Source organism: Cysteiniphilum litorale, assembly GCF_003428165.1.
Taxonomy (GTDB): Bacteria; Pseudomonadota; Gammaproteobacteria; order Francisellales; family Francisellaceae; genus Caedibacter; species Caedibacter litoralis.
In genome coordinates, this window is the sequence record NZ_QLIQ01000012.1 from 1 (window position 1) to 12,746 (window position 12,746).

Consider the following 12,746-nt stretch of genomic DNA (forward strand, 5'->3'; position numbering starts at 1 on the left):
CCAATGAACGTGTACAAAGAAGGTGCTATTGACTTTAAAAGTCAGGCGCAAAAAACATTGCAGGTTGCATGACATGTATAGGAATAAGAATTTTTAAAAAACTGTATTGACACTTTGGGGTAGAATATTACATGCTGTTCTGGATAAAGACCTATCTGAAGTCTGGCGTTTGTATCTAACCAAGGTAAAATAGCATCCTGCTGCCTTTGTAGTTCATCAAATGTAATTTTAACTCCTTTATTTTCGTAGTTACTATCATCTGGAATTTTATAAGGTTGAAAAAACTCAACTTTATGCCACGCCCTTAATATTGCTATTGAATTATTAATTTGTTCTTGCTTTGTTACATCTACTAATTTTGTCATATTGATTATCTACTCAAATCCATCAAAAAATGAGGGGTATCTTGCCAATTATTAACCACATCAACACCCCACACCACTTAATACACTTTTCCCGCCTGAGATTGGAGTGACCTTAATCTGTGAGCTAATGCGCTCTTTAAGTGCTGGGACATGCGAAATCACTCCGATTAATTTACCATCTTGCTGCAAATGTGATAGTGCTTCCAACGCCATCTCTAGCGCATCTTCATCCAATGTCCCAAAACCTTCATCTAAAAATAAAGAGTCAACACGAACTTTTTGACTTGCCATTTTGGATAAACCAAGTGCCAAAGCTAGGCTCATAATAAAACTCTCACCTCCTGAGAGGTTTTTTGTCGTGCGTATTTCTCCTGCTTGATAATTATCAATCACATTTAACTCTAAAGGCTCATTGCTATCACGCACTAACAGATAGCGATCACTCATCTGTTGTAATTGCTGATTGGCATAATTAACCATCAGCTCAAAAGTTAAGCCTTGGGCAAAGTTGCGATACTTTTTGCCATCTTGTGAACCAATCAAAACTCTAAGATTTGCCCATTTTTGTGCTTGTGTTTTTTGCTTATCAACACTCGCTAGCTTATTTTCAAATGCCAGCACGGCATTATCATGTGCTTGTAATTGTGTGTTTAATGACCCTAAGCTCTCATACGTTTGTTGCTTTTCATTTTGGATAAACTGTTGCTGCTGCAGCAAATTTTCCAGTTTTTCCTCTGTCAATGGCGCATTATGAAGTTGGTTATACTCATTCCTTTTAACGTTCAATTGACTATCGATATCACGCCAATGATTTTGTAATTGCTCCGCTTCCTGTTGCAATGGTTTGATTTGATCTATTTGCTTTAAAAGCTCTTTAAAGGCATCTTCATCCATCATATTGTATGACTTTAGCTGCTCATAAAAATCTTGTTGCCGCTGCCTATACTCATTATCTTTTTCTATTTGCAATGCCTGATAGGTACTTAATTGAGTATTCAATTCAAGTATTTTATCATCAATCGCTTTTACCTCTTTAGCAAAATGATCATATTGCTTTTGAGCCTGATCAACTGCTTGTTGCAATTGCTGCTCATAATCATCGGGATTTTTATCTGCAAATAACTGTTGCCGATCTTGGACAAGCACTTTCTTTTCTTCACTGAGATTAGCTATTGCTTCTTGCTCTTGTCGTATAGACATATTGCTCTGCTTAATTTGCTGTTCAACAAGATTTAGTTGCTCAGTAGACTGTTGTTTTTGTTGTTCATAGTTTTGCAGTGCCTGTTGCGTTTTTTGCCATTGATTCAAACGTTGTTGCAGCTGATCATTGACTTCAGAGAGTTGCTTAACATGTGTTACTACCATGCCATATTTATTTAACACTTCATTAAATTGACACATTGCCTTTGATACGCTTTCTTGCGCTAGTGACAGTTGCTCTTTTGCTTTAGCTAATGCTGATTTGGCATTTGTTACTTTTTCATCTGCCACACGTAACTGTGTCGTTAAATCACCATGCACTTGCCGCTTTTGAGCGACCTGCTTCTCTTGTTCAGCAACTTCTTTTTGCGATGCTTTTATTTTTTTAATCTGTGATTTTAATGCTTTAATGTCATCATCGGCATCAAAGACTGGTAAGCCCTGTGTATAAGGATGATCCAATGCACCACACAAAGGACAAGCCTCACCATCAATGAGCTTGTGGCGCTCTTTCTCTAAATGAATAATGACTTTTTGCTGCTCTTGGATATGCAGTTTAAGCTCCAAAATTTCCTCATAATCTTCAAGCTGCTTACCTACCAATGCACTTTCAAGATTAAGACTTAATGTTGCCAAATAGTGCTTAGCTTGATCTAAATCATTATTAGCAATATTCTCCGTTTGTTGGCATTGATCTTGTTGCTGCACAGCTTGATCTAGTTGCTTTTGCGTCTTTTCAACTTCAGTATGATAATCATTAAGTGCATTGTGCTTATCTGTAATTGAACTGATTTGTAATTGAACACCTTGAAAATCAGCGATTAAATCTTCATCTACCGCATATTGCTGAGTGTATAGCGTATTGGTTTGATTGGCTTTATCAAGCTTAATGATATCTTGTTGGATACTTTCTCTCTGCTGCTGTTGGTTCGTCAAGCCAGTATTTAATGCATTAACTCTCTTTTCAAGCTGCTGCAATTGATCTTGTTTATATTGAATATTATGATCAAGCTTGCGCACGTCTTTAATGATTGGAGTTTGTTCTCCTTGAGCTTCTTTAGCTTGCTGCCAAGCTGCTTTTGCCTCATTAGATTTTTCTACAAATTTATCCGCATCTTTTTGTAACTGTGGATGCTTAAGCTGCAAAGCACCAATCTGATCTTTCACTTTGTTTAGCTCAGCATAAACACTCTGATAGGCCTCATAAATTGGATTAATCTCTTTGACTTGTTGTAAACGGATCAATTGCTGCTGCTTTGGTTTGAATGCGTCTTGCTGTTGCTGTATATGCTCATATTGCTTTTGTAGTTGCGACACCTCATGTTGAAGCTTCTCAATGGTTTGAAGCCAATTCACTTTATCACTCAAGACTTTTTCGCTAATATCTAATCGCTCAATCAATGACTTATTAATGACAAGATCATTATTTAGCTGTGTCAGCTTCTCTTGTGATAATACCTGAATACCCTCTAGCTCTTTCTGTAATAATATGACTTTATCTGTTTCCTGCTTATCACGCGCATACACCATTTTGGATATATCACTATAAATTTCAGAACCCGTCATTTGCTCTAAGATTTCAGAGCGCTCATCTGATGACGCTTTTAAAAAGGCAGTAAAGCCGCCTTGTGCTAACAAAATCGATTTACAAAAGCGCTTAAAGTCCATTCCTGTTTTTTGTTCAACGAGTTCTTTAACTTTTTTAATTTTTGTTTCTAATACTTTAGCTTTATTATAATCACTGATTTCATGCTTTGGTGATTGCAACTTTCCATCTGCTTTGCCTCGCGCTTTGCGTTGACTCCAATGACATTGATACACACCTTCATTCGTCTGAAATGTAATTTCTGCAAAACATTCTCCTGTTTGGCGTGACATCACCTCATTGACCGACTCAGAGATAATTTTCAATCGTGGTGTTTGCCCATAAAGTGCCAAACAAATTGCATCTAATATGGTTGATTTACCCGCTCCCGTTGGGCCTGTGATTGCAAACAAGCCATTATCTAAATAATCAGGATCAGTAAAATCAATTGACCATTCACCATATAAAGAGTTCAAATTTTTGAATCGTAAGTTGAGGATTTTCATGGTTTATCCTTAATTATATTACTGCTTCGTATAATTAGCTTTGCCCTTAACTCGTCATATTCCTAAAATTAGGCTTTGGGATATTAAAAGCATCATTTGGAGATTCAATATGTTTTAGCAAATTTTTGACCTTAGCTTCATTTAGTGGATTCTTTTTAGCAACCTTTTCTAAGGCAGGCTTAATGGTTGCGTTAAAAAAGTTTGTAGCCTGATCATTAACACACCACAACACTCTAGAAAATTCAACATCACATATTACGCTATCACTTAAAAATAAAGTAATGTAGTCATATTCTTTATAAAGTCTAAAGCTAGTAAGCTCAAAAATCCGACCTTGAGTTGTTATTGATTCATTTATAAGTTGAGTTAGTGGTTTTTTGTTAGTCTGCCAATACTTTTCAGATGATCCCTCTAATGCTTTCTTTAGCTCCTGACTTTTTATGCCGCCCATCGGTGTGGGAGGACAAACACTAAGGTTGTTCTCATAAAAATCCACCAACTGTTTAATTAACTGTTCACTAATCTCTTGACATTGCACACTATCAACGAATGCAAGATGACTTAACAACTCATCAACCTGAGCAATAGCGTAAGATGGTAATTGACTAAATTGCTTTTGAAACTCAACTGATAGACTAATAAATTCCTCGCACTTATTGATAAGCATTTCTTCTGTTACGTTAAAGTTACAAAAGAAATAGCTTTTTATTTTCTCTTGCAAATTATTAATTTTTGTTAGCTCAATGCTATATTTAATATCACCTTTAATGGAGTCATTAAGATATGCTTCATCCTCAATATAACCATCTTCTACGGCTTTTCTCAGTAAATTCAATAACGTCCTCTCTTGGTGTGGTAGAACGTGATATTGATATTGTTGCAAAAATTCATAAAATCTTTGATTTATCCACTGAACTTTTTCTTGGCTGGGTTCATCAATAATTCTCTTTGCTACTTCATTACTTAAATGCCTTGCTTGATCCTGCTGATAGTCCTCAAAGATATATTTTAAGCTTGGAATATTATCATCATGCTCAGAATAGTAGCAGTAAGCATATAACGTAAATAGCTTGATAAACTCATCACGAGTATCTTCATCAAAGTCATTAAGTATTTTTGAAAAAAGGTCGACAAATAATTGCGTTATTTTAAATATTATTCTCACATTTTTTATCTCTAAACTACCAATATATTTCCGTATTGCTTTTTTATAGCCTTCTTCAAGATCAGTATGATCAAACGCAAAATCTATATTATCTATACTTCTCTTTAATCGAATATGTCTATCAATTACTTTATCTAAGTAATTAGCGTATGTTTTTGATTTTGTATCATCTAAAATTATAAAAATCTGACAATTGGATTGCCTAAGCTTCTCTACAAGCCCCATAAATAAATTTAAGCTACCTGAAGCCGTATCTTCATTAGTCCTTTGAGTAAAACGCTCAAGATCATCAAAGACAATTACACGATCTTGAATGTTAGTCTGATAATATATTTCCTCCCAAAGCTTACCATATGATCTAACTTGTGGTAAAAGCTTAATATAATATAGAAGCTTAGATAGCCACGACTTTTGCTGATAGTCTGCTGCAATTATTTCTGTTTGCAGCTCATTAACAGTTGCTACACCAAATAGAGAAATATAAATCCATTTGTCTTTTTTATAAGCCATGTGATTTTTTATAAAGTGAGTTTTACCTACACCAACTAAACCCGTAAGTGCACAAACAAATGGCTGGTGACTTTCAAGTATTTTATTAAAACGTTTAATAAAAGCTTGACCACCTATAAATTCATCAACCACTTGTTTCTTTTGAAATAGCCTGACTCCATAAATAATTATCGCCAACAAGATAACCGTAATTAGCCACCAATAAGATAAAATTACTTCACGGAATAGCCAAGTGGATATATTCAATAAGCTTTGTTTAATTCCCCATATCCAAGCAAACACAGTGATGGAAACTATCAGACATAACCATACCTTAACTCTATTATAAAGCTTCAAACTCCACTCCTTTCAATAACCTCAAACAACTGATAAAAATTTGTCATCTGTAGTGCTGTATTATCAAGCATATAACCAATTAGCTGAGCATTATCATATTGCTTAACATCTTGCGGCATCAACTTTATTGAGCTATCAATGGCTATTTGATGCTGTTGAGCAATACCCTCAACGACTGTTGTGTTTGTCTTTTCAAACTTAGGACAAACATCTTTAATTGATTTCTTTTTATCCTCGGTATAATGCAAAGTCAACCAACGCTCAAAGTTTGGCACTGACACAATAATCAAGAAGTTTTTTGCTGATTGAAAAATCTTCTTTTTTTGAGAAAATTCCTTAATTTTCTGCTGATCTCGATCGCCATCAATAACGACAATCACGCTTTGGCTATCATTAAAATCAGTTGTTCTCACTCTATTTTCAATATTCTGAATATTTGCTTTATCATTGCCTTTCATTGGAAAAATTCTTTTTGCATCTATATCTAACTGTTTAAAAATAGATTCAATATAAATCTCTTCTGTCTTACCCTCCACAAAAAACACAAACTGGCGGGTTATTGGCGTCCGTTTATTTGATCTTGCTAAGCGTTTTGTCCTTGCCATCTTCTATGTCCTTAGCTATTAAATAAATGGGGTACCGCCCAAACTGCCACTGAGATAGTATTTACTTAACTTTTTATCAGATTTTAAAATAAATTCATCAAATGCAACAAGTTTAGCACCATTATCTTCTTTCTGAACTAACCAAAACTCATCTTTACGTAAGAACGATAAATCCAATAAATGGGTATCATGTGTGGTAATAATCAACTGACTTTTTGCATTATGATCTAATACTGCCAATATATGTTCACGGATCAACTCCTTGGCTAGTTGAGTATGCAAGCTTCGATCAACCTCATCAATAATCACAACAGTATTTGGGTCATGCTTTAGCTTTAATAGCAAAGGAAGCAGCTCAATGATACGCCTTGTGCCATCAGACTCATCATTAAACTCAAAATTAAGATATTGTCCATCATCTGTTTGATGACGTAACATGATTTTATGCACATCAAGACTATCTGAGTCTATTTTTTTTGTGACATAAACTAAAGAACGGTCTGGGAGAGCTAACATCATTGGGCGATTATTTCTTATATTTTCGACTATAAAGTCATAAAAGGATCGGGGCAACTCCTCCTTTAAAGTTCGCTCTGAGGCAATCTCAAGTTCTATGCTATCGATCCCCAAATCAAATTGTTTTATTGATGCATTTATCTCTTCCAGTTTTAAAGGAATATCATTCATTCCATCTCGAGTGTCTGGACTTACTAAAATCAACTTATCATCAAACCAGTCATAAACTGCCTCAAAATGCTCTTTATTATCGATAGCTTGCTCTACCATATGAGAAACAAATAACTTATTCGTAGGCATCCGCTTAATAAGCGTCATAAACTCTCTATCGCCTTCTAAAAGCGCCCCTGAATAATCACCATCAGCAACATCTCTGACAAATAGTATCTGTTCCGTTGTTGGTTTTAGCAGTAACAATTTTTCATAATAAATTTGAGTTTTATCCAGCGTAAATTCATATTGATATATTTTGTCATTCATAAAAAAGATAAAACTAAAAAAGCTTTTTTCAGTGTGTTCTCCTAAGCAATAGGCTTTTAAGTCACGTATATCGCCATGTTTAAAACATATTAAACGCTTACAAAAAGCTATCGCATCGACAAATGATGTTTTGCCTGAATTATTAGCTCCATACATTGCAGAAAATGGCAATACTGCCTCATGTGACTTACCGGTTTGCTGGTATTTCACCGTTAGCAAATGCTCTTTATTATTTTTAAGACGTGTATTGGCATCCATTGAAAATGTATTTAATTCTTTAAAACATTTCCAATTTTTAAAGGAAAACTCTAATAACATCGCTATATACCACCCAGATAATCACTTATAACAATAATTTTTTATGAAACAAACCTGAATCATACACACATTTTTACCATTTAAAAATCGATTTTTTCGATTTTTAAATAATTTTAGTCTTAACTTGGTCATGTGGCTTTCACTGCGCTTGCACATCTTCCTCAACAAGCTGCATCATAATCTCCTGATAACAACCCATCAAAACAGCTTGCTGATCTTTTGGAATATCATGCGCAGCTAAGCAGCGCTCAAATACTTCTATTTCATCGAGGTCCTCTAGTGTTTCACTACTTTGAGATTGGCTTATTGCTTTATCAATTATGCGTTTGTTTTTGATGCGTCTGATCTCAAGTTCACTGCCTTGAATGTGAGCATTAATTTGCTCTGTCAGATCACTGATGATTTCTTTACCTATATATTCAATCTCAAGCCAACTATTACTTTTATCAGTGATTAACTGTGACAAGGGTGCCAAGATACCTTCCAGATTACCTTTAATGCTAACTAACGGTTGAAAGCATGGAACAGCAATAGGTGTAATGACGCTATTGCCATCTTCAAAGTCGATCATTAACACCTGCTTTTGCTGCTTAGCCTCACCAAAGCCCATAGCAATCGGGGAGCCGCTGTAGCGAATATGATCTTTTTTAGCAACCATTTGCGGCACATGCAAATGCCCCAAGGCAACATAATCAAGATAATCAGGAAATACACTCGCATCAACATGTGCTAACGAGCCAACATACAGCTCACGCACACCATCATCAACTTCAGTCTTGCCTCCGGCGGCAAACAAATGTCCCATACCAATCATTGGCAAGTGTTCAAGCTTATGTGTTTTGCAAAGCTTAATCTGCTTCTCTTTGGCGTACTTACACACCTCATGATAATGCTGCTTAATGCCTGATATTAATTTCTTATTCTTATCATCCAACGTTTCACTAGCTTCAACCTTTCTGATGTCACGATCACGCAAGTAAGGTACCGCACAAATGATTGCTTGAGGAATGTGGCTGTCATTTTTAAGGACGATTACTTCATCTTGTAGGTTGTCACACGCGGCTCCTACCACATAGATATTAAGCGCTTTTAACACACTTTTGGACGCCTCAAGCAAACTTGGTGAGTCGTGATTACCACCAATCACTACGACATGTTGGCAATCCGTGTTTTTAGCGACATCACTTAAAAACTGAAAATACAGCTCTTGAGCATAATTACTTGGCGTTGTTGTATCAAAGACATCACCAGCGATTAATAAGATATCAATCTCTTGCAATTTAATGGTTTCAATTAACCAATTTAAAAATGCTTTAAATTCAGGATAACGCTTTTTGCCATAAAGCATGCGCCCTAAATGCCAATCGGAGGTGTGGAGGATTTTCATGGTGTTATAGCTTCTTGACTTATATTAATAGGGTCATCTTGTTTATTATTAATACCTAACATCATATCAAAATGCTTTTTATGTCCTTCATTAATAAAGATTTGTTTAAAAACTTCAAAGTATCTCCCAATAGTATTTTCTAAACCAGAGATGTATAAGTCATCATAAATAGTATGCGAACCATCATTTATCCATGAAAGCAATGATCGACAGATTTGTTGATCCTGATAGTTTTCAAATCGAGAAATTAAATTTTTATCTTCAAAACCTCCTAAAACCTTAAAATAATACTCTATAATTCTGCGCATCGTGTTTTGAAGAGTTATGCTAGAGAGTTTATCTCGATCTTTTAGCTCATCCCATAACAATTGATAGGAAGTTTGAATAGGGTTTATTTGTTTATATGCCTTAAGCATGGTTTTTTTATCCTGCTTTTTCAAAACCCAAAAGTTTGTATGTTTACAAGTCTCTTGCCCACTCCCATTATATGAAACCTCTTTATGAAAGTAGATATTATGCGTCAATAAAATTAACTGCTTAATTGGGTATTTATTTTCTTGTCGCCTTAAGTCATGAATAAAATCTTTCAATAATGTGCTTACTACAAAAAGAACATCACTGTCCAAACTAGAAATCGGGTCATCAATAACTAAAATGCGCTTCTCAGAAACGTCAGTCTTTTCAACAGAGCCTTTGGCTAGCTGTAAAAAATATAAAAAAGTAATAAATGTCATTTCCCCTTCACTGAGTGTCTCGGTTGCAAGCTCACCATTTTCTCTCTGGATCTGATAGTGATTTTTTTGCTCTCTTGCTGAAACCAATTGAAAGTTCTCAAAACCCATATTTCTTAATAGCCTATTAATTTCATCAACGGTTGGCTGTACACTGGTAATATTTTTTTCTAAATTTTTGATCTCAGCTTTTAACTCAGAATATGCTTTCCTTTTATTATTTAATTGTTCCTCTATTGACTCAATTGCTTTTTTCAAGCCGTTTTTCTTGCCTATATAACTTCTAATTAGGGACTGGTTAACACTTATAATATACATCCACACATCTAAAATTAAACTTTCTTTTTCACGTTCATAATTTTGTACAATATCATTATGCTGTTTAATTTTTTCATTTGTCTTAATAATCAATTGATTCATGTTATATATTACTAAAGAAGGAGTCTCTAAAGATATCAACCTGCTTGGTTCAGTTCTTTTGTTTACCATAGCAGACCCTATATTTCTCAACTTTGCTTCTAACCCCAGCTGATAAGAAGAAAAGATATCTTTATCGAAATAGTCACTATACTCCGTCTCCTGTTGTGTAATTGAATTGAGCTTTGAGAGCAAATTATTACAATATTGCTCAAAACGGTCATATAACTGCACTATTGTATCGATATTCTGCTTATATTCAGTATCAAAATAGTTTTCTAATTTCTTTTTAAATTGATCATCTACTGTATCTTGTTGGCAAAATGGACAAGTATTTGAACTTTCTAACAAATATTCACGTCCTTTATCTACCCAATCATTCATATTAAGTTGTTGGATTAATTTAGCAATATCAACATCACCTTTACCAATTACCCTCTTTTGCCATATCCCATTTTCAATAATAGCAATACCCTCATCAAAGTTAATCGTTATCAGTTCATTTATGTGCTGCGGCGATACATCATTAAAAACAGTCTTTGCTCTTGCCTGTAGTTCATCCAATTTAATATCTTTTAGTTCTCTTATAAACTGATCATATTTACGCACGACTTCCAAACTAAATACTTTTTTGTTTTTGATATGCCCACGAAATGCTGGTTTAAAATCTTGTTCATATTTACGATATGCTAATTGCCAGATTTTATCTGAAAACTCCCCTGTTAGGCTATCTAATTCGCCACCAGAGCCTTTCTTATCATCAAGCGTTTTTTTCTGTTGCTTAGCTTTCCCCTCTAAATCCTCAAGCTCTTTTTGTTTAGCTTGAATCATCTCAATATCTTCTTTAGCTGATTTCCCCAGCGTGAAAACACCTTTAATAGAGCCTTTAAAATTTTCTTCTCGAAATTTTTTATTATACACTAAACATTGATACGGTTGATTATGCTGCCAAACTATATGACAGTATGAATAATCATCATTACTTTGATCTGCTAAATAATTAGAAATAGTTGTCTTACCAGTACCATTAGCACCATAAATAAAGTTGATTTTTTTAAGTCCTGCTAACTCAACACCCTCATCTGTATAGCTAGCAATATTTTTAATGATTAGTTTTTCAATCATGTTACTTCCTTTATTAACTCAACACAGACTCATGAAAATTATACTGGTGAAAAAACCGTCCCTGAATGAGGAATAAACATATTTTTGTATAACAAACTTGCCTCATTATCAGTCATTGACGCCAAATAATCACAAATAACACGACAACTATCTTCTTGCTCTAGCCTCGAATGTAAATTAACAGGTAAAAAACCTTTAGGATTACTTTCTAGTAAGTCAAATAGTTGCTCAAGCATGCGCTTATTTTTATGCTCCAGTCTTTGAACTCTGGGATTAGCTATCACAGTGTTGTATACAAAGTTTTTAATCGTATTTAAAGCTTGTGCTTTTTGGCTTTCTTTTGTCATTGACACGTTGAATCTAAGTAATGGCTCATCAAATTCTATTATTTCTATTATTTCCAATGACCTAATGAGCGATTGAACAGCATTATTAATTCCTTTTTTCATTGTTGACAGATTATCACTACATAAATCTTGAAAAATTCCTAGATTTTTATCATCAATGATTTGTAAGTCATCTTCTAATTCTTCAAGTTTATTTTTACTGATCAACCCCATAGCTAAAGAGTCTTCAAGATCATAAATACCATAGGCGATGTCATCTGCTAATTCCATAATGCTACAGTCAAACGATTTATAAGAAGTTTTCCATTTTTCACCAGACTTCTTTATGCTATTGAATTGTTTTTTATCTTTATAAGCTAATGGCTCGAGAACCCAATCAAATATCTGACTTTCAGTATCATGAATACATTTAAAGGCTCTTTGCTTCACTAATAAGTTTTTCTGCATCCATTCTTGCTGCTCTTTTTTGCATTTAACTTTATCTTTGTCTTTAGACCATTCTTCTCCATCTGATAAAACTGCATTTAAAAATTGAGCGTGTTTTGCTGGGTATTTCATAACCCCTAGTAAAGCTCTTCGAGTTAAGTTAAATCCATTATTTTCATAATACTCTCCAAGTTTTGTAAGCACTCTAAATGTTTGACCATTACCTTCAAAACCTCCTTTTAAAAGCATTTTATCTTGCAAAACTTGCTCACCTGCATGTCCAAAGGCAGGATGACCAATATCGTGAGCCAAACAAATTGATTCAATTAGTTCAATAGATAAATTTGGCGTATCTTTAAATCGTATCTTATCGTTATTTTCTAAATCACGAATAATACGCATGCCAACATCCGCCACCTCGATTGAATGAGTCAATCTAGTTCTAAAAAAATCATGCTCATTTATATTAAATACTTGAGCTTTTGCCTGCAATGCTCTAAAAAATTTTGAGTGCACAATTCGACTTTTATCAATGCCATAATTAGTAATATCAGCATTACCCTGAGTATACTCTCGACCTATGTTCCTACTCCACCAAACATTACTCGTCATAATTAACTCCCTTTACAATTGATTTCCAATAAGGATTTTACCACATATAACGATTATTTATAACCATGATTGCCCATCGCTAAAGTCTAGTATCGAAGAAATTTTTGATGCTTTT

Annotated in this window: 8 protein-coding genes; all 8 read right to left on the bottom strand. The window is 34.4% G+C overall.

Annotation, left to right across the window (positions count from 1 at the left end):
* Nucleotides 1–41: 41 nt before the first annotated feature.
* Nucleotides 42–365, bottom strand: coding sequence for a hypothetical protein (locus DNJ75_RS06530; protein ID WP_117002464.1), 324 nt, complete (start codon nt 363–365; stop codon nt 42–44).
* Between the two features lie 60 nt (nt 366–425).
* Nucleotides 426–3,656, bottom strand: a complete 3,231-nt coding sequence (locus tag DNJ75_RS06535; protein ID WP_117002466.1) for an SbcC/MukB-like Walker B domain-containing protein — start codon at nt 3,654–3,656, stop codon at nt 426–428.
* Nucleotides 3,657–3,702: 46 nt separating this feature from the next.
* Nucleotides 3,703–5,667 carry a hypothetical protein gene (locus DNJ75_RS06540; RefSeq protein ID WP_117002468.1) on the bottom strand — a complete coding sequence of 655 codons (1,965 nt, stop codon included), beginning with the start codon at nt 5,665–5,667 and terminating at the stop codon, nt 3,703–3,705.
* Entirely contained in the window at nt 5,664–6,272 is a 609-nt protein-coding gene (locus DNJ75_RS06545; RefSeq protein WP_117002470.1) for an RloB domain-containing protein, read from the bottom strand. Before DNJ75_RS06545 ends, DNJ75_RS06540 begins: the two co-directional genes overlap by 4 nt.
* Nucleotides 6,273–6,290: 18 nt before the next feature.
* Nucleotides 6,291–7,586: an AAA family ATPase gene (locus tag DNJ75_RS06550; RefSeq protein WP_117002473.1), complete on the bottom strand. Its 1,296-nt coding sequence runs from the start codon at nt 7,584–7,586 to the stop codon at nt 6,291–6,293.
* A gap of 139 nt (nt 7,587–7,725) precedes the next feature.
* Complete coding sequence (locus DNJ75_RS06555) at nt 7,726–8,973, bottom strand: exonuclease SbcCD subunit D C-terminal domain-containing protein (RefSeq protein ID WP_117002475.1); 1,248 nt, start codon at nt 8,971–8,973, stop codon at nt 7,726–7,728.
* A complete protein-coding gene (locus tag DNJ75_RS06560; RefSeq protein WP_117002477.1) occupies nt 8,970–11,246 on the bottom strand; it encodes an AAA family ATPase in 2,277 nt (758 codons plus the stop codon). Before DNJ75_RS06560 ends, DNJ75_RS06555 begins: the two co-directional genes overlap by 4 nt.
* 38 nt (nt 11,247–11,284) lie before the next feature.
* Nucleotides 11,285–12,631: an anti-phage deoxyguanosine triphosphatase gene (locus DNJ75_RS06565; RefSeq protein WP_117002480.1), complete on the bottom strand. Its 1,347-nt coding sequence runs from the start codon at nt 12,629–12,631 to the stop codon at nt 11,285–11,287.
* Nucleotides 12,632–12,746: the final 115 nt, after the last annotated feature.

Excerpts from the sequence above, each read along its gene's own strand:
- DNJ75_RS06530 (WP_117002464.1), bottom strand. The coding sequence starts at position 365 with ATGACAAAATTAGTAGATGTAACAAAGCAAGAACAAATTAATAATTCA.
- DNJ75_RS06550 (WP_117002473.1), bottom strand. The coding sequence starts at position 7,586 with ATGTTATTAGAGTTTTCCTTTAAAAATTGGAAATGTTTTAAAGAATTA.
- DNJ75_RS06555 (WP_117002475.1), bottom strand. The coding sequence starts at position 8,973 with ATGAAAATCCTCCACACCTCCGATTGGCATTTAGGGCGCATGCTTTAT.
- DNJ75_RS06535 (WP_117002466.1), bottom strand. The coding sequence starts at position 3,656 with ATGAAAATCCTCAACTTACGATTCAAAAATTTGAACTCTTTATATGGT.
- DNJ75_RS06560 (WP_117002477.1), bottom strand. The coding sequence starts at position 11,246 with ATGATTGAAAAACTAATCATTAAAAATATTGCTAGCTATACAGATGAG.
- DNJ75_RS06545 (WP_117002470.1), bottom strand. The coding sequence starts at position 6,272 with ATGGCAAGGACAAAACGCTTAGCAAGATCAAATAAACGGACGCCAATA.
- DNJ75_RS06565 (WP_117002480.1), bottom strand. The coding sequence starts at position 12,631 with ATGACGAGTAATGTTTGGTGGAGTAGGAACATAGGTCGAGAGTATACT.